This window comes from Rhizobium sp. BK512 (assembly GCF_014194915.1).
Taxonomy (GTDB): domain Bacteria; phylum Pseudomonadota; class Alphaproteobacteria; order Rhizobiales; family Rhizobiaceae; genus Rhizobium.
Genome location: NZ_JACIAS010000012.1, coordinates 87,156 through 104,128 on the forward strand (window position 1 = coordinate 87,156; position 16,973 = coordinate 104,128).

At 60.2% G+C, this 16,973-nt stretch carries 22 protein-coding genes and 2 pseudogenes; 7 read left to right on the forward strand and 17 right to left on the reverse strand.

The window, feature by feature from the left end; translation table 11 throughout:
* Positions 1 to 15: 15 nt before the first annotated feature.
* The 4 genes from FHX06_RS32080 to treY form a co-directional block, all read right to left on the reverse strand.
* Entirely contained in the window at positions 16 to 372 is a 357-nt protein-coding gene (locus tag FHX06_RS32080; RefSeq protein WP_183882228.1) for a hypothetical protein, read from the reverse strand.
* A gap of 277 nt (positions 373 to 649) precedes the next feature.
* Positions 650 to 865 carry a succinate dehydrogenase, hydrophobic membrane anchor protein gene (locus FHX06_RS35810; RefSeq protein WP_246715729.1) on the reverse strand — a complete coding sequence of 72 codons (216 nt, stop codon included), beginning with the start codon at positions 863 to 865 and terminating at the stop codon, positions 650 to 652.
* Positions 866 to 1,338: 473 nt separating this feature from the next.
* On the reverse strand, positions 1,339 to 2,148 hold the full coding sequence (locus FHX06_RS32090; RefSeq protein ID WP_409564444.1) for a mechanosensitive ion channel family protein: 810 nt from the start codon (positions 2,146 to 2,148) through the stop codon (positions 1,339 to 1,341).
* 264 nt (positions 2,149 to 2,412) lie between these two features.
* Complete coding sequence (gene treY / locus FHX06_RS32095) at positions 2,413 to 5,178, reverse strand: malto-oligosyltrehalose synthase (RefSeq protein ID WP_246715730.1); 2,766 nt, start codon at positions 5,176 to 5,178, stop codon at positions 2,413 to 2,415.
* Between the two features lie 106 nt (positions 5,179 to 5,284).
* Here treY and FHX06_RS32100 point away from each other — a divergent pair, with 106 nt between their 5' ends.
* Genes FHX06_RS32100 through FHX06_RS32110 form a run of 3 tightly spaced genes read left to right on the forward strand, consistent with a single transcriptional unit; the run spans position 5,285 to position 6,127 of the window.
* A complete protein-coding gene (locus tag FHX06_RS32100; RefSeq protein WP_113207987.1) occupies positions 5,285 to 5,488 on the forward strand; it encodes a hypothetical protein in 204 nt (67 codons plus the stop codon).
* Positions 5,485 to 5,967, forward strand: a complete 483-nt coding sequence (locus FHX06_RS32105) for a DUF2243 domain-containing protein (protein WP_312866616.1) — start codon at positions 5,485 to 5,487, stop codon at positions 5,965 to 5,967. Before FHX06_RS32100 ends, FHX06_RS32105 begins: the two co-directional genes overlap by 4 nt.
* Complete coding sequence (locus tag FHX06_RS32110) at positions 5,960 to 6,127, forward strand: hypothetical protein (RefSeq protein WP_018114041.1); 168 nt, start codon at positions 5,960 to 5,962, stop codon at positions 6,125 to 6,127. The genes FHX06_RS32105 and FHX06_RS32110 overlap by 8 nt, the downstream gene beginning before the upstream one ends.
* A 90-nt stretch (positions 6,128 to 6,217) precedes the next feature.
* On the opposite strand, the gene FHX06_RS32115 is transcribed toward FHX06_RS32110, so the two are convergent.
* A complete protein-coding gene (locus tag FHX06_RS32115) occupies positions 6,218 to 6,781 on the reverse strand; it encodes a NuoB/complex I 20 kDa subunit family protein (RefSeq protein WP_183882232.1) in 564 nt (187 codons plus the stop codon).
* 134 nt (positions 6,782 to 6,915) lie between these two features.
* Here FHX06_RS32115 and FHX06_RS32120 point away from each other — a divergent pair, with 134 nt between their 5' ends.
* Positions 6,916 to 7,311 carry a hypothetical protein gene (locus FHX06_RS32120; protein ID WP_183882234.1) on the forward strand — a complete coding sequence of 132 codons (396 nt, stop codon included), beginning with the start codon at positions 6,916 to 6,918 and terminating at the stop codon, positions 7,309 to 7,311.
* A gap of 16 nt (positions 7,312 to 7,327) precedes the next feature.
* On the opposite strand, the gene FHX06_RS32125 is transcribed toward FHX06_RS32120, so the two are convergent.
* From FHX06_RS32125 to FHX06_RS32135, 4 genes and pseudogenes are all read right to left on the reverse strand, one after another.
* The gene (locus FHX06_RS32125) at positions 7,328 to 7,561 is read right to left on the reverse strand and encodes a hypothetical protein (RefSeq protein WP_183882236.1); all 234 of its coding nucleotides are present in this window, start codon (positions 7,559 to 7,561) and stop codon (positions 7,328 to 7,330) included.
* A pseudogene (locus FHX06_RS35815) lies at positions 7,542 to 7,728 on the reverse strand (hypothetical protein). Before FHX06_RS35815 ends, FHX06_RS32125 begins: the two are co-directional and overlap by 20 nt.
* Before the next feature lie 11 nt (positions 7,729 to 7,739).
* Complete coding sequence (locus FHX06_RS32130) at positions 7,740 to 7,916, reverse strand: hypothetical protein (protein ID WP_183882238.1); 177 nt, start codon at positions 7,914 to 7,916, stop codon at positions 7,740 to 7,742.
* 9 nt (positions 7,917 to 7,925) lie between these two features.
* Positions 7,926 to 8,168 (reverse strand): hypothetical protein, encoded by a 243-nt coding sequence (locus FHX06_RS32135; RefSeq protein WP_183882240.1) that lies wholly within the window; start codon positions 8,166 to 8,168, stop codon positions 7,926 to 7,928.
* A gap of 261 nt (positions 8,169 to 8,429) precedes the next feature.
* Here FHX06_RS32135 and FHX06_RS32140 point away from each other — a divergent pair, with 261 nt between their 5' ends.
* The 3 genes from FHX06_RS32140 to FHX06_RS32150 all read left to right on the forward strand — a co-directional run bounded on the left by FHX06_RS32140 (position 8,430) and on the right by FHX06_RS32150 (position 9,138).
* Entirely contained in the window at positions 8,430 to 8,630 is a 201-nt protein-coding gene (locus tag FHX06_RS32140; protein WP_183882242.1) for a hypothetical protein, read from the forward strand.
* A gap of 1 nt (position 8,631) precedes the next feature.
* Complete coding sequence (locus tag FHX06_RS32145) at positions 8,632 to 8,838, forward strand: hypothetical protein (RefSeq protein ID WP_183882244.1); 207 nt, start codon at positions 8,632 to 8,634, stop codon at positions 8,836 to 8,838.
* Between the two features lie 150 nt (positions 8,839 to 8,988).
* Positions 8,989 to 9,138, forward strand: coding sequence for a hypothetical protein (locus FHX06_RS32150; RefSeq protein ID WP_183882246.1), 150 nt, complete (start codon positions 8,989 to 8,991; stop codon positions 9,136 to 9,138).
* Positions 9,139 to 9,364: 226 nt separating this feature from the next.
* On the opposite strand, the pseudogene FHX06_RS32155 reads toward FHX06_RS32150, so the two are convergent.
* The 8 genes and pseudogenes from FHX06_RS32155 to cyoA form a co-directional block, all read right to left on the reverse strand.
* Positions 9,365 to 9,830 (reverse strand): annotated as a pseudogene (locus tag FHX06_RS32155) (DUF892 family protein).
* A gap of 354 nt (positions 9,831 to 10,184) precedes the next feature.
* Positions 10,185 to 10,580 carry an oxidoreductase gene (locus FHX06_RS32160; RefSeq protein WP_183882248.1) on the reverse strand — a complete coding sequence of 132 codons (396 nt, stop codon included), beginning with the start codon at positions 10,578 to 10,580 and terminating at the stop codon, positions 10,185 to 10,187.
* Positions 10,581 to 10,839: 259 nt separating this feature from the next.
* Positions 10,840 to 11,115 (reverse strand): hypothetical protein, encoded by a 276-nt coding sequence (locus FHX06_RS32165; protein ID WP_112543267.1) that lies wholly within the window; start codon positions 11,113 to 11,115, stop codon positions 10,840 to 10,842.
* A 249-nt stretch (positions 11,116 to 11,364) separates the two neighbouring features.
* Complete coding sequence (locus tag FHX06_RS32170) at positions 11,365 to 12,231, reverse strand: SDR family oxidoreductase (protein WP_183882250.1); 867 nt, start codon at positions 12,229 to 12,231, stop codon at positions 11,365 to 11,367.
* 377 nt (positions 12,232 to 12,608) lie between these two features.
* Positions 12,609 to 13,022, reverse strand: a complete 414-nt coding sequence (gene cyoD / locus FHX06_RS32175) for a cytochrome o ubiquinol oxidase subunit IV (RefSeq protein WP_113207995.1) — start codon at positions 13,020 to 13,022, stop codon at positions 12,609 to 12,611.
* Entirely contained in the window at positions 13,019 to 13,492 is a 474-nt protein-coding gene (locus tag FHX06_RS35820) for a cytochrome c oxidase subunit 3 (protein ID WP_312866617.1), read from the reverse strand. The genes cyoD and FHX06_RS35820 overlap by 4 nt, the downstream gene beginning before the upstream one ends.
* 217 nt (positions 13,493 to 13,709) lie before the next feature.
* The gene (locus FHX06_RS32185) at positions 13,710 to 15,722 is read right to left on the reverse strand and encodes a cbb3-type cytochrome c oxidase subunit I (protein WP_183882252.1); all 2,013 of its coding nucleotides are present in this window, start codon (positions 15,720 to 15,722) and stop codon (positions 13,710 to 13,712) included.
* Between the two features lies 1 nt (position 15,723).
* On the reverse strand, positions 15,724 to 16,653 hold the full coding sequence (cyoA, locus tag FHX06_RS32190) for a ubiquinol oxidase subunit II (protein ID WP_183882253.1): 930 nt from the start codon (positions 16,651 to 16,653) through the stop codon (positions 15,724 to 15,726).
* Positions 16,654 to 16,973 lie beyond the last annotated feature (320 nt).

Consider the following 16,973-nt stretch of genomic DNA (forward strand, 5'->3'; position numbering starts at 1 on the left):
TTGAGCGTGAGTGCTCTACTCCCCCGCCGTGCCTTGAGCGCGGGTGCGGGTTGTTGCGCTCAAAAACAGCGCCAAGGCGCCGATGACATAGTAGGGCCACCGGGCCGGACTGGGCAGATCGGCGGCCACCGCCAGAAGTAACAGAATTGCCCCTGAAAGCGCGTCCAGGAACAAATGCAATCGGATGCGCAGAAAGCGGATCACGCCAAGCTCGTAATCGGTTGCCAGACTGTAAAGAAGAACGAAGAGGCCAAGAGACATCGTCAGCGCCCGAGCAGGGCCATCGATAGTGACCAGCAAGGGCAAACCAATCAAGAGTAGCCCGACGATGTAGTCGACGGTTGCATGAATGAGTGTCGGGATGAATCGCACGCTGTCTCCTTCAGCTTGGCGTCACGCTCTCGGAACCTGGAGGTCTTACGATTGTTCCTGATGCGGTGGCAAAAACCTCATACGTACGATTGCCTGGTCGTGCCGACCAACGAGAGCGAGATCAAGAAAATCGCGAAGGCTGGCTCGACGGTTGGCGCGCAAAGGTCTAGGCCTGGTGCACGCCGTCGGCTCCGAACTGGCGTGATCGAAGGCTGGTCGACATTATCATCGACGCTGATCGGGTGTCACAGATGACGGCAGGAGGCCATGATATCCCTCAAGCCTGGACGCTCTGGAACATCATTCGAAGGATCGCGATCACGCAGACCATGCATACCGACCAGGTAAAGAAGGAGTTGAGGAAGAGTAGCGCGAGCTTGCGCATGGGACCATGGATATAATCCTCGATGATTGCGCGCATGCCGATATCCATATGGATCGCGCTGAGGACGATGAAGCCTGTGAGGGCAGGCGCGATCCAAAAAGTGCCCATGGATGCGACCACGAACGCTCGGTCACGCCCGAAAAGGTAAAATCCCAACGCCGATCATATAATGGCGTCAGAAGGCCGAGGGCGAGCCCAGACGCCTGTTTGAGCACATAGGATCGCGTCCAGCCTTTCGCAGAGCCCAGACCCCTAACCCGTCCGAGGGGTGTTGTCATCGCGTCCTCCCCTTGTGTCCCGCGCCATCTGGGACGCGGGCATGACAAACACCTTCACCTGAAGCGTCAAGCCTTCTTTATGACCTCGCCCCTTTCGTACGGTGGCCGACAAGCGAGAAACCTCTGGAGCATTCTGCCAGGCGGGCCGGCGATCAAACGTCGCGCCTTCGGTCCGCGTCCTGATCCCGCAGCAATGCTCAGGAAGGCGACTGACGCCCTCGTGCAGGGATAAAATATGTCCGGACGTTGCAGAGCCGGCAGCGAGTGCCTTGGCTTGAGCACATTGAACTGGCGGTCCGTCGTCTATTTGATTGCGATCTCCCTATCCTTCAGGCCTGACTTGAGCCTGTCGATCAGGTCATGGCGCGTCTCCGTCCATTCCCCGGTTGCCGCCCAATATTCAACCTTGAGGGTCGTCTTTTCGGCTGACAGGTCATCGGAATAGACGCGTGGCAACGGCTCGCGGCGAACACGAGTGTCGGAGGCGATGATGTCGAGCAGCGTTCGTTTCGCGAGATCGACATCGGCATCGTTGCTGACGGCGATAGACAGTTCCTGCCTCCTTTCCGGCTCCCGGCTGTGGTTGACGATCGGCGTGTTCCACAAGGTCGAATTGGGAGCGAGCAGATATAGACCGTCGGCTGTCCGCAGCTCGGTGGCAAACAGCCCCACTTCAATGATCTTGCCCTTGATGCTCGAAGTTTCAATATATTCCCCGACCCGAAAAGGACGTAGGACGAGAAGCATGATCCCGGCTGCGATATTCTGCAGCGTGCCCTGAAGAGCAAGACCAATGGCAAGGCCGGCAGCGCCGAGAGCGGCGACGATAGAGGCGGTCTGAACGCCGAACTGTCCCAGGACCATCACGAAAACGAGGATCAGGAGGCCGTAATGCAGGACATTTTCAAAGAAGCGGGCCAAGGTCTCATCAATGCCGTGAATGCGTGAGAGGCCCTTATAGGCCCACCGGCTCACGAACCCCGAAAGTATCCATCCCCCCACGAGGAGCACCAGGGCACCCGCAAGTGATAGACCATAGTGAATGGCAAGCGTGCCCAACTGGGCGAGCGCCGTCGGCGTGGCGGCAATTGATTCCGCTGTTGTTTCCATAATCTGCCTTTCCATCGGCGCGACGCAGCCCTCGCGTGGCGGCCGGCGCCGCTAATCTGAATAGGGCCGCGCGCCCTGGTGATAAATTTCATGATAGGGCGCGGATGCCTCGCCAGAAACTTGAAGGCCCGCGGAAAAGTTCCGGCCCCGAAACCCGAGCGCCTGCGTACGCACGTCGTCGAGCGCCAATGCCGCCGCCGCCCACCAGATGGGTTCGACGACTTCCAGATCCCCGTCGCAATGCCGGTGGCGCGTCCTAAGCAGGAGCTACTCTGCCCATAGAACCATAAAGGGCTCATCCTCCCGCAGATCGACCGTAAGGGTCTTCGCGAGTTGAACCCTGGCGCTGCTCCACAGGTTGCGATAGGTGCGGTTCGCAAGGACCGGTGGCAGAGCAATATCCGGCTGGGCCAGACGCAGCACCTGCGACGTTGCGGGTGCATGCAGGACGTTGAAGACAAGCCGGGGTGCGACGACGATCAGGGCATGATCTGAAACGGACCGCGCGAAGGCCACTATCCTTTGCGCGCCATCCCCAGTGGCAGCCAAGGGCAGGTAGTCACCTTTCCTAAAGAGACCGGGCGCCTGATGTCGAAGGCCAAGCAGGGCCGAGACGAGTTGCTGCTTGAAACCGGCTGTCTGCCAATCGGTGTTGCCGCCGTCTGATCCGAAAAATTGAGACGGGAGCTGCTCTTCTAACGCCGCGAATTCCGGCTCCCGGCGGTTATCTGGGTCGACGAGGCTGAAATCGTGGCCCTCGCTTCCCTGGTAGATGTCGCCGACGCCCGGTGCCGCCAGTTTGATCAGCGTCTGGGTAAGGCTGTTTGCGAGCCCCGCGCGAATAAAGGGTTGCAGCGTTTCCACGAAATCGGTCTTGAACCCCCTGTTGTCAGGCGACAGGAGTGCGCGGGCATAGTCGAGGACGGCTGCCTCGTAGGCGTCGTTCACCTCACCCCAGTTCGTGCGCAATTTGGCCTCCCGCAACGCCTTTTCGAGATAGGGCAGGAAGCGTTCTTGAAGAGCCTGAATGCCTTCGTCGTCATCCGCGACAAGGCCGACAGGCCAGGCCCCCGCGAGCGCCTGGTAGATCATCCATTCGACTGCCGGCTCCGGTGCCGGGCCCTCGGGTAGATGTTGGACGTTGGCCCGGCTCATGCCGCGCCAGCGGTCAACCGCCTCCACCCAGATGCCGGGAGCCTCGGTGAGGCTGTAAAGGCGCGCGCGGGCGTCTTCGCCCCGCTTGGTGTCGTGCGTCGACGTCGCGGACAGGCCATCGGGTTGGGTGGCGAGACGTTCCGACATCTCAGCATGGAAGCGTTCAACTGAGAAGCTGCGCGGTATCGGCTCCGCACCCACCTCGTTGAGCGCCAACACTGCATTGTGCCGGTAAAACAGTGTGTCTTCCAGCGATTTTGCCATCAACGGTCCGGTCAGCTGCTGGAACCGCGTGCGAAACTCCAGGGCTGCAGCCGATGCAAATCGGGCGTCATCTTCCTTCAGGATGCGTGCGATGAAGGCGACCGTCTCGAGATCGGCATCGCCGGGCTCGCGTCGAACCGCGCCCAGCACCTGGTCGAGCATGGAGCGACTTTCCGGCGGCAATCCACGGAAACTGCCATAAGTTCGATAAACGGGAAAAGCGACCAGCAGCTCGCGCAGCCCCCTCCGTAGCGCGCTGTCGGCAAGAGACGGATGGGGCGGCTCCTTCGAGCTGATTTCCAGCGCGAGAGCAACGAGGGCGGAGAACTCGCCGGCGAAATTCTTGTCCACCATCAGCAGTTTTGCCTCGCGCAGCTCCTGCTTGACGTCAACCGACGCGCCCGTCGAACGGGCATAGGCGTCGCGCAGCTCGCTAAGGCCGGTGGCGTCGACCAGCGCCTGGCCGACGGACGAAATGAATTCATAACCGGTGGTGCCGGCGACCGGCCAGTCTCGCGGAAGGCGCTCGCCATGGCCGAGGATCTTTTCGACGGTAATATAGCAGGCCGGGCCCGTCTTCGATCGCAATCGGTGCAGATAGGAGGCTGGATCCGCCAGTCCGTCGATGTGATCGACGCGCAAGCCGTCCACCATTCCGTCACGAACCAGCTCCAGGACGAGGCGATGGGCATCGTCAAAGACCATGTCGTCTTCAACCCGGAGCCCGACAAGCCCGGTGATCTCGAAAAAGCGGCGATAGGACAGGTCGCTGGCCGCATCCCGCCAGGACATCAGCCGATAGGGTTGCTGATCGTGGAGACGCGCAATGCCCGCCTTGTCCGATATCTGCAGGACGGCACTTTCGCGCCCGGCATAGCTGTCCGGCGTCATCGGATAGAAATTGTCGAAATAGGCGAGCGCCGGCTTGCCGCTTCGAGGATCGGCTTTTACCGACACATCACCGGCCGCAAGGACCCTTTCGAAACTGTCGCCGAGAAATGGCAAGGTCAGGCGGCGCGACCAGTCAATGTCGAAGTAGCGGGCAAACCGGCTCTGTTCGCCAAACTCGATAACGTCGCGCCACCACGTATTCTCCAATGACGCTGCCATATGGTTCGGCACGATGTCGAGAATGAGCCCGAGCCCCTCTGCCCTGAGCGCCCCGATCATGCGGTCAAATCCGTCGCGGCCGCCGATCGCCGGGTCGATTTCATTGGCATCGGTCACGTCGTAACCATGCGTGGAGCCGGGCGCGGCCTTGAAGATCGGCGAGGCGTAAAGATGGCTGATGCCAAGCCGTCTGAGATAGGGCGCAAGCGCACCCGCGCGATCAAACGTCATGCCGTTGCGAAACTGAACTCGATAGGTAGCGGTCGGAATGGTCATGGAGAGCCTTCGGATGAGAATGAAGAAGGGTTGAAACCTGTCGCAGGAAACCCTCGGCGCGTGCTCTTGTTCCCGATCCTGGTGCTTCCAGGCGAAAGCCGAAACGTCGACGCGCAGCGGTGGGTCGCAGGTCGCCATCCGGCTATCGGCATGACGGGCATTGGCACCTTCAAGAAGAGGCTTCTGGCGTCGTCCGTCGCACGGCCGAAGCTTCCTTGCGCTCGCCATGGCCTCGCCAGCCGAGTGACGCTGCGTACGCTAGCGAACGATTGCCAGCCTCCGGGAACCAGTCACGGGCACTCAGGTTCGGTGATCAGATGACAGGAGAACGAGGATGCATGCGGCAGACTGGATGACGATCTTTTCAGCTATCACGCTGGCGAGCTGGATGGCTGCCGGGGCGACGGCGATCTTCGGCGTTCACAAGGAGGTTAGGCATCCGGCCGCAACCCATGCGGCTGAATGGCTGATGGCGGGTTTCATGCTCATTGGCGCAACCTCCGTCACGATGATCATTCTGCTTTCGGCGCTGTCGTGACAAGTGTCAGCCCCCGTATCCCGCCGGTCTTTCCCTTCTCCGCAGGATTCTGTCTTGGTGTCGGTCTCGGCGGATATCTCGATGGCGTCGTGTTTCATCAACTCCTGCAATGGCACCATCTCTTCAGTTCCTGGTATCCGATCACATCGGTCGAGAACCTGCAGTTCAACACATTCTGGGACGGCGTGTTCCACTCGATCGCCTACCTGTTCATCCTGGCCGGCCTTTTTCGCCTGTGGCGCGCGGCGCCTCTTGTTCACTTCAGGTGGTCGACCCGGTGTCTGACGGCCTCCGTTTTGGCCGGATTTGGCACCTTCAATCTCATCGAAGGCCTTGTCGACCACCAGATGTTGGGTATCCACCACGTCAATGAGACCGTTCTCCGTACGAACTGGCTGTATTGGGATATCGCCTTCCTGGCCTGGGGCGGAGCCATGATGCTGATAGGCCTGTTGTCGTGGAGGCAAATCCATGCGTGAGATCGGAGCCGTCCTTTTGAAAGAGGCGCTGACAGCGTCGATCTGGTCATCCTTCGGCCTTGGCGTCCTTGCCGCCACGCGGCCGGTCTGGTCCCATTTTCTGTTCGCAGAAACCGTCTCGCTGGCCGACCAGCTTTCCCTTCGCTGTCTCGGCTTTTAAGTCGTGAATGCAGCCATTGCCCGCATCGCGAGCGTCAGCCCAGCCGCCTGGGCCATCCGACATGAGGCAGGCGGCGCCGCCGGCCGTTTGTTATCGCTCGATCGTGCCGTTTCTCCGTATCTTTCTTTGTAGAAGGAGTATGCCGTAAAGCAGCGCTTCGGCCGTGGGAGGACAGCCCGGCACGTAGATATCGACGGGCACGACGCGGTCGCAGCCGCGCACCACAGAATAGGAATAGTGGTAATAGCCGCCGCCATTGGCGCAGGATCCCATGGAGATGACGTAGCGCGGCTCAGGCATCTGGTCGTAGACCTTGCGCAGCGCCGGCGCCATCTTGTTGCAGAGCGTGCCAGCGACGATCATCAGATCCGACTGGCGCGGACTGCCGCGCGGGGCGATGCCGAACCGCTCGACATCGTAGCGCGGCATCGACATCTGCATCATCTCGATGGCGCAGCAGGCAAGACCGAATGTCATCCACATGAGCGAGCCGGTGCGCGCCCAGGTGATGAGCTCGTCGGTACTGGTAACGAGAAAACCCTTATCGGCGAGCTCGACGTTGATGATGCCCATCGTTGGATCGTCGCGCCGGCCTTCGCCCGGAAACTGGAATTTCGCGGGCGCCGGACCGGAACGATCGGGTTCATTTGACATGGTGGATCTCCTGCGTTGTCTACCAGACAAGCGTCGGTGTCGGAAGTTCCCGGATGAGGTGCCAAAGATCGGCTCGGCGCGGTGGGAACACGCGCGGGCGTTTTCAGTTGGAAGCCGTCAGATGCGAGGTGCTCATGCGGTTTGTTCCTTCACTCGTGCACGGTGTTGCCGACTATGTTTCCGGCGCTGCGATATTAGCTGTACCTGTGATCGTTCAAGAGCCGGAGCCCGCGCGACACGTGATGATGATTATCGGCAACCTGGTTCTTCTCAATGCTGTCCTGACCAATTATGAACTTGGCATCCTGCCCGTGATTTTGCTTCGCCTTCATCTGCGCATCGAAGCTGTCTTCAGCGTCCTGATGATTGTCCTGCCGTTCATTGTCACGCTCAGCTTGTCGATGGCCGTCATGACGCGCGTGTTCGGCGTGATGTTTCTGGTGCTGGCGGCATCGACAGTGCTTTCAGGCAACTCTCTCGTCGGCCATGATCGTGCCGGGCCGCGGACGTGTCGATCAAGACAGGAATGAAGAACACGATCGTCGATCAATGCCGCTGGTCGTGACCCGACGCAGGCGAGGCGATCTCGCTCAGCGCCTTCGCGATCGCCAGGGCGAGGCTGGCGGCCGCTTGCGCGCGAGCCTCCGAGTTGGTCGAATTGGCAAGGCCATATCCGTGTCTGCGGACGATGGCGATGGCGCGCTCAAGCGCCCAGGATGGAGGAGCCGGGGCATGACCTTGCTCCGCGTCGCCTCCCGGATCACTTGCGCGCGTCATCATGGCTATGGTGGCGATCTCGTTCGCCGCCCCCGCCCGACACGCCGCTGCGTGTCCTGTTATCGGATTCGGCCGGAGGTTTTTTCACCTGAAGCGGCGCCTTGGCGTTTCATGTGACGCGCCCGGCCCGCCTTGGCGAACGGTTGATGGCTTTTCGATGATGTTGACATGGCTCCTCGCTCTACCGGTCCTGCTGATAGCCCTGATGGGTGGTGTTGACCTTGCTGTTACCCTGTTGTCCGATCTTGTCAGGGTTTTCCGCTGGCTTTTGCCCCACTGACGCATTGTTCTCCCGGGGCGCCCCGGAACCCTTGTCGGACCTGTTGGCAGCCGGGACGGGGGGAAGTTTGCTGTTCATGATATGCTCCTAGTCCGGATCTCGGTTGGCGGCATGATCCTGGTATTGTTCGCTCTGGACCGCCTTTCCCTCGAGGCCGCGCTCGCGAGAGTGGCGCGCCTTGTCCCTGTTGGATAGGACCATGTTCTCGGGCAACACGTCCGGCTCCAGATCCGTCATTGCGCCCGATCCGTCTCTCTTGCCTTTGGCGCCGGCGCCGATGTGCTTGTGATCTGCGTTGGCATAAAATCCTCCTCTTGGGTGTTGGCTCACCTGCTCCCAACAACCAACCCGTATTGAAGTTCCGCGACCGGATGGCTGCATCAGGGTCAAATTGACAAAAGGCTGATGCGACGCCCAGGCAGAGCGAGGACGAGGAATATTGAAGATCCGATTTGCCGGCCTCGGTCGTGACCTCATCGCCTTGTTCTACGTTAGGAGCGAGCCCCCCTGAAATGTTGGCAGGATCAGATCCTGCGGCTTGGAACATCACCTGTCGATAAATGTTATGACTCAGATGAAAGGAGATCGATCATGGGAATGAACAAGCCAAAGGATGGTGCCCCCGGCACGACGGATCAGTCGCCGCGCTGGGAAGGTCCGCAGGAAAACACCCCGAGAGGCTATCTCCCGGCCAAGGACAATCCGGACCTGGCTGAAGATGCCAATGGCGAAACCACTGCAGATCCCGAGGTGAAGAAGATCTCGGATGGGTACAAGCAAAAGGGCGAATGATATGTCCGATGTCAGGAAAGATGCCCAGGGCCAGTTCGCACCGTCGCAGGCCGACCGCAAAGCAACAGGCGTTGCCAGTGCCAAGCCGACTGTGATCACCGGCTCCGAGGACGCGACCGCCCACAAGACCCCGCCGGGCGATAAGCCGGTGAAGGAGTGGGATGTCAATCACGATCCGTCGAGTTCGAATGAAGGCGACACGCGCTAGGTCGGACATCCGTTTCCGGCTCCGCGGGCCTGAGCCGCTCCGGGATCGATAGCCTCCCCGTGCACCAAGGCTGGACCGATTTACCACCCGCCCTGGGCTATCCCATTTTACTTTTGAAACCAGGCCCGGCAGAATTTTCAGGAGCATTTCATGTCAGACGGCAATCAGGGACCCGAATGGTGGTTCGCCTGGGTTGGAACGACCAACACCAACCTTGGAATGGCACGGTTTTTGGCTCTTCCTCTTGTTTTCATCGCGATATTTGGAACGGTCATGTGGCTGGTTTTGCCCTCCACGTGATCCACTGCTGCACGGAAGCGGTAGTGTAAGCGTCGATCCACCCATGGACCGCAGCTTTGTCACGGCGACCACACGTCGACGACGCCGATCGGCCGACCCCCTCAAAAGGGGAAGCGCTGTCAGGCACCGCAAATTCATATGCGTGGGCGCGCCTGCTCACATCTGCCGCGGCGTGGTGCTGCACGCCCGATCGCAAAATGCTTTGCGACCGCACCATGGCAGGCGATCAAATCTTTGCGTTCTTTCCAGACATGCGCAAGGACAGAAATTTCTCTGTCAGCTGTGTGACATGTGCGTCGAGCCACTCGGCCATGGCTTTTTCCTCGCCAAGATTGGCTTTCAATCCAGCGACCGCGGACATCCCGCTTCCGCTACTGCCAGCAGAGATTTGTATGCGGCGATCTCGAAATTTTCAAAGGCGAAGTTGGCGCAAGTGCAGCCATCGATCCCGTGAAAGACAGAGCCATGTCCTTCAGTGTCGAATGGTCTTCATCAAGCCCCGCCAGGATTTCCTCGATGCGGCGGATCTGTCCTTGCGTCTCGGTGATGTGCTGGTCGAGCTTCCTGGCCACTTCCGGATAGTTTTCAATGCGGCCAAGCTGCGGCTTCATGATGCTGAGCGCCTGGTTTTCCATTGCATGGGCGTTGCGCAGGCCGACGATAAAAACGCTGCGGGTCTCGTTGTCTGCCATTGAATGTCCTCATAAGTTTCAGCCGTCAAGGCGGGTTCCCAGCTCGAACTTGATCATGGCGCCCGTGTTCCCATGCCTTGAACAGACGACCGCGGGCGTCCGGTACCGTACCAATGGCGTCGCGGGCGCGGCGGTCTAGGGTCGAGCGGACCGGAGAGCGGGCGATGATCACGCCGAACCCCGCGCAGGCTTGGAGGAGGAGGACCAGGAACGCCTCATCGACATCGAGAAAGATGCACTCTCCACCTTGGTTTCGCGACCGCTGGAAAACTCTTCGCAGAACTTGCCGAGATGGTCGGCCCGCCACACCGGTGACGGGCCAGAGGAGAGCGAGATGCCACCGCCGCCGCGCAATCAGCAGGCGTTGGCGGCTCCAGATTGAGTGGAGCTGGTGGGAGCAGGGTTGCCGGTGCCGCTGTCTGTCGTGCGCTGGCAGTCGTTTGGATCGCCACCCGAAGCACCGGACGTGCTGGTATTGTCGGAGGGGTTGCCCGCATCCGCGCCGGAGCCCGTTGAGTTGGCGCCGGTGGAGTTGCCGTTCATGTTTGCACCGCCCGTCGTGGCATTGCCCGAGCCGCTTCCGTTATTACTGGAGCCGCCGCTGGTGGTGCCGGATGCATTGCTACCCGAGGAGGAGTTGCTCCCGGACGTGGCGCCGCCTGCTCCTCCCGAGCTTCCAGAGGACTGGGCCATTGCCGAGGCGGCAAGACTGAGTGAGAGCGCGGATGTTGCAAGTATTTTCAAGATCATGAGTATCACCTCTGGTTGTTCATCATTGCAGCGATTGATGGATGATCGTTGCATGGCGCTAACCACAAGTCGGGGGCAGGGTTCCTTCGGTACAGGCGCCATCCGCCTGTATGTGCGCCAACGTACGAAACTCCTGTCGGTCGCCTCGAGAACGCCGGACAGGTAGGACCCATGACGCCCAAGCCACGAGCGCAGGTGATGCGCCACATCTCTCCGGCCTTTTTTGTCGCTCTGACGAAATGCGCACCACTCCAGGTCCCTAGTCGTTTCTGAAAACGTCGGGCAGGTAATGACGGTCGATGATGGCGAGGGTCCTGTCGGGGCGAATGACATAGGTCTCCTCGACCCGCCGTCCCCATTCGTCCGTAAAGTCGTGGGGAAAAGTGGACCCGACCGGCGAACGGGTCAATCTGCCGTTCGGCTGACCCCTGTAGGTGATGCTGCCGACAATAGGAGAGAGCCCTTCGCCGTTTAGGTTCGAGGTGCAGCCCGTCAGCCAACCAATGCACAGGATGGTGGTCGCGATGATTTTCATGATGACTTCCGGTGTGACTATGACTGGCTGGCGAGACGTAAGGGCACCCGTGCATCGCGGAAAAGGCAACCACCCGGTTTCGGTTCGCAGTTGGCGTTAGGACCGATGTTTTACCCCAGACACGGCGTCGTTTCGGGCCTCGACCTCTTTGACGACAGGCGCCCCGGCCTGAGGGGAAACAAAGCCTCTAGGCCGCGGACCTTCAGATGCAGGAAGGGCCGCAGATTATCCTACCTGCGGCCTTTGTTGCTAGATCATCACTTCGCCACCCGTAACCGGGATGACGGCGCCCGTCATGTAGCTGCCGAGGTCGCTTGCCAGAAGCACGTAGGCACCTGCCAGTTCGGCGGGCTGGCCGGCGCGGCCGATCAGCGTTTGCTCACCGAACTTGGCCGCCTTTTCCGCCGGCATTGTCGAGGGGATGAGTGGCGTCCAGATTGGACCGGGCGCCACGGCATTAACCCGGATCCCCTTGTCGGCGACCATTTCAGCCAGGCCGGCGGTGAAATTAAGCACGGCGCCTTTCGTGGATGCATAGGCGAGGAGTTGCGGCGAGGGCTGGCGCGACTGGATCGAGGTCGTGTTGATGATGGCGCTTCCCGGCTGCATGTGCGGAACCGCTGCCTTCGACAGGAAGAAAGGGGCATAGATGTTGGTGCGGAAGGTTTCGTCCCATTCGGCGGCAGAAATATCGCCGATGTCCGCGTAGGTGCGCTGGAAAGCAGCGTTGTTGACAAGTATGTCAATCCTTCCCAATCCGGCGACCGCCTGTTCGATCAACGCCTTGCAATGGTCTTCCGACTTGATGTCTCCGGGCGCGAGAACCGGCCTGCGTCCCGCTTGCTCGACCCACCTGGCCGTGTCACGGGCGTCCTCCTCCTCGTCGAGGTAGGAAATGACAATATCTGCTCCCTCGCGCGCGAACGCGATCGCCACGGCTTTTCCGATACCGGAATCGGCGCCGGTGATCAGCGCGACCTTGCCCTCAAGCTTGCCGTTGCCTTTGTAGGACTGTTCACCGTGATCGGGCACAGGCTGCATCTTTGCCGTGCTGCCCGGCGGCTGTTGCTGTTGTTCCGGATAAGGGGGCTTCGGGCGCCGGATTTCTTCTGACATGTCGATCTCCTCATAGGTTGCACAGGTCAAACAAACGGGCTCTTCCAATGTTCCTTTCGCGCAAGAGCTCGCTCAACATTGACCGGCGGCTCTTGCCAGTAACCGTGTCCTTTTCGATGCGTCCCCCAAACGTTCTGGGGGAGCGGCCCTATCGATCGTCTTGGGACCGACATCAAGTGCCGCGCAAACCGTGTTGGCGCTAGTCGTTTTGTTCCTTGGCTAAAACGGGACCTGCGTGATCCGCAGCAGGGCGTTAATGGCCAGCGCCGCGGCAAGGAGCATTGCAAAAAGGCGCGGATACCCTTCCATCCTGTTCGCCGATCTCTGTTGCGCGGCCGTGTCGTGATCAGGGAATGCAAATCTTTCGGGCCAGCCTTCTATGGTTGCATCTCTATCATCTTTTCCATCGGCATCATGTTCTGCGTCAGATGATCCATGATCCAGATCGAGCCGAGGACAATCAGAAAGACCACCATAACCCCGAAAACCAGGGCCAGGACATTATTGGTATTGTCCGGCCCCGTCGTGATGTGGAGGAAGAACACCAGATGGACGCCCATCTGGGCGATCGCCAGTACAATGAGAGCAACCGGCACGGCGGGCGGGTAGATGATGTCGGATCCTGCCAGGGCAAAGGCTGCCACCGTCAGCAGTACGGAAAACCCAAGCCCGAGGTTGGCGTTGCGAATCCAATGGCCGGCATCCTCGGCCGGTTCATCGCCCGGCGAATGATCATGCTCACCGTGTGACCACGAACCCTCCAGGGGCTGATCGCGCTCCAGGTCGCTCATGCTACCGCTCCCATCAGATAGACGATCGTGAAGATGCCGATCCAGACAATGTCGAGTGCGTGCCAAAAAAGATTGAAGCAGATCAGCCGATGATTGATTTCGGGCCGGAAGCCCTTGACCTGGATCTGCGCCATCATGGTGGCAAGCCAAAGCCCGCCCGCCGTCACATGCACTCCGTGCAGGCCGACTAGGCCGAAGAAGGACGTCAACATCGCGCTGCGTTGCGGGGTGATGCCGCGGCTGGCGAGATCGATGAACTCCTGCAGTTCGAGCAGCACGAAGACGAGCCCGAGCAGGCCGGTCAGGAGAAGCAGGATTTGGGTCCACAAAAGATTGCGAGCATTGCTGGCCGCAAAAGACAGCATGCAGGTGTAGCTCGACAGGAGGAGCACTGCTGTCTCCCATCCGACACGGGGAATATCGACGATATCGCCGACCGTTGGTCCCCCGGCCGTCGCATGGCGTTGCACCGCAAAGGCTGCGAAAAACAGGAAAAGATCACGATATCGCTCAAAAGGTAGATCCAGAAGCCATAGCCGACCAGGATCCTCTTTGCAGCCGGGCCGGTGGCACCCTGACCCGTTCCGGGGCGCGGGTCTCTGGCGCCATGAGCCCTGTGGCCAAGCCGATGCGGGTCCTGCTGGACCCGGTGTAGCGCCTCCACGCTGGCCGGCAATCCTGCATCACTCATGACCCGACCTCCTGGCTGCTCAATCGCTCAAGAAGGGCTTCCCGGGATGCGCGCCGCGCCCTCTCGACGCGGGCCACCTCCTCGGCCGGAACCTCGAATTCGTGCACGTCACGCCAGGCAAAGACGACGAAGCCCGCAAAGGCGGCGACAAGCGCTGCAATCGCCAGCCACCAGATGTACCAGATCATTGCAAAGCCGAAGACGGTCGAGAAGAACGCCGTATAGATGCCGACCGGACTGTTGATGGGCATCTCGATCGGGTGGTATTGCGGCTCGGGCGACAGCTGCTGTGTCTCGATAGCTTTCTGCTTGATGCCCCAGTAGGCCTCCTCTCCCTCGACATTGGGCATCACGGCGAAATTGAAGAAGGGCGGGGGCGAGGGCGTCGCCCATTCAAGGGACCGGCCATCCCATGGATCGCCCGTCGTGTCGCGGAGCCTGTCGCGGTTGCGGATACTGACCACCAGCTGCACGACCTGGCATATCACTCCGATGACGAGAATGACGATGCCAGCCACCGACACGTAGGGCCACGGTCGCCATTCCTCGAAATTGATGTGCTGCAAGCGGCGCGTCATGCCGTCGAGGCCAAGGACGTAAAGTGGTGTGAAGGTGACCCAGAAGCCAATGAACGCGCACCAGAACGCAGCCTTGCCCCAGCCGGCATGAAGACGGAAGCCGAAGGCCTTTGGAAACCAGTATTCCATCCCGGCAAAGATGCCGAAGACGACGCCGCCGATGATCACATTGTGAAAATGGGCGACCAGGAACATGGAATTATGCGTCATGAAATCGGCGGGTGGCACTGCAAGCAGAACGCCCGTCAGCCCGCCGAAGATGAAGGTGAAGATGAAGCCCATCGACCATAACATCGGTACTTCGAAGCGGACGCGTCCGCCATACATCGTGAAGATCCAGTTGTAGATCTTCACGCCGGTGCCGACGGCAATGATGCTCGACGAGATGCCGAAAAAAGTATTGACGGCGGCACCCGCGCCCATCGTGAAGAAGTGATGCAGCCAGACAAGCATCGAGACGACGCAGATGAACAGCGTCGCGGCGACCATCGAGCGGTAGCCGAACAGCGGTTTTCCCGAAAAGGTCGAGAAGATTTCGGAGAAGATTCCGAAGGCAGGGAGCACCAGGATGTAGACCTCCGGATGGCCCCATGCCCAGATCAGATTGACGAACATCATCGGATTGCCGCCGGCGGTGCTGGTGAAATAGTGCCAGCCGACATAGCGGTCGAGGGTGAGCATGGCGAGCGTCGCGGTCAGGATCGGGAAGGCGGCGACGATGAGCAGGCAGGAGGCAAGTGCGGTCCAGCAGAAGACCGGCATGCGCAGGTAATCCATCCCGCGGCAGCGCATTTTCAGGACGGTCGTGACGATGTTGATGCCGGTAATCAGCGTGCCGATGCCTGATATTTGAACGGCCCAGAGATAATAATCCACTCCAACGCCGGGACTATAGGTGGTCTGGCTGAGCGGCGGGTAGGGCAGCCAGCCGGTGCGGGCAAATTCGCCGATGAACAGAGACAGGTTGACGAGCAGGGCGCCGCTAGCTGTGAGCCAGAAGCCGACCTGGTTGAAGGTCGGGAATGCAACGTCGCGCACGCCGAGTTGCAGGGGCACGAGGAAATTCATGAAGCCGAGCACGAGCGGCATGGCGCCGAACAGGATCATGATCGTGCCATGCGCCGAAAAGATCTGATTATAGTGTTCTGGCGGCAGGTAGCCGGGCGCGTTGACGGCGATCGCCTGTTGCGTGCGCATCATGATCGCGTCCGCAAATCCGCGGATCAGCATCAAGACGCCAAGCAGACAGTACATGATGCCGATGCGCTTGTGATCGACGCTGGTGATCCATTCGCTCCAGAGATAAGGCCACCATCCCCTGACCGTTACCAGGGCAAAGATGCCAATCGCAATCAGAATGACGATCGCCGATGTGATCAGCGGGATAGGCTGGGACAGAGGAATTGCAGACAGGTCGAGCTTTCCGAACATGTCAATCCTTTCCGCCTGTCGAAACTTCGCGCCCGGCATGATCCGGCGCTTCGGGTTGCGGACCGGGGCCGGGCGGGATCATCTGACGGACAATGTCGTCAAACAGTCCTGGATCCTCAATCCGGTAGGTCGCTTGCTCGACATGCTGGCTCTGGTGCGTCAATGCGGTGTAGCTGTCGCGGTCGAGATTTTGTCCGCCCGACCTGATGCGATCGATCCAGGAGCCGAAATCGGCCGTTGCAAGACTGGAGACGTCGAACTGCATGTCGGAAAAGCCGTCTCCGGAAAATTGCGCGGATATGCCCCACATGGTTTCGGGCTGGTCGGCCTGCAGATGTAGCTGGGACACCATGCCTGGCATCGCATAGATCATCGATCCGAGCCGCGGGACGAAAAACGCGTTGAAGACGCTGGCAGAGGTGATGGAGAAGTGAACAGGCCGGTCGGACGGCACGACAAGCCGGTTGACGCTTGCAACGCCTTGCTCCGGGTAGATGAACAGCCACTTCCAGTCCAGGGAGACAACCTGAACTTCGAGCGGGGGGGCATTCGAGGGAAGAGGCCGGAACGGGTCCAGCCGATGCGAACCGATCCAGATAAGCCCGCCGATAAACATGATCGTGAGGATCGGAATCGACCAGACGACCGCTTCGATACGACCTGAATAGGACCAGTAGGGCAGATACTCCGCGCTTGTGTTGGAGGCCCGATAGCGCCACGCCATCCAGAAAGCCAGGATAAGGGTCGGCACCACGATCGCCAGCATGACGACAGTCGCGTCGATGAGGATCGCCGCGTTGCCGCGACCGACCGGGCCTGCTGGATTTAGGATATTCAGTGAGCAGGAAGACAGCAATGATGAAATCACGCAAGGGGCGCTGCGGCGCGCCGCACCGCTGCCCCAAGGCCCGGGTAAAGTGAAACCGCTCATGCGCTCTCCCTCGGTTGAGGCCGGCCGAACCGGCCGAACGCGAAAAAGTTCCAGCAACCCGCGATTTTCGTTGCTGGTGCGCTTGCGGCGCGCAAGAGCCGCTGGAGCCGGAGCGGCTGTCGCGAAGCGGCGCAAATGCGCAGTCGCTCAGGACAGCAGCATCGACGCGGCTTTTTGTGTGGCTTGCACTTCTCCTGATGATGATCGCGGCTCCTGTCCGCATTGGCGTTCTGTCGCTCCTGCGGTTTTTCAAAGGGATCGGTCCGGAACATTTTCCATCTGCGCCGGTTTGAGAAGCAGCAGGAGGAGGGCGCGCGGCT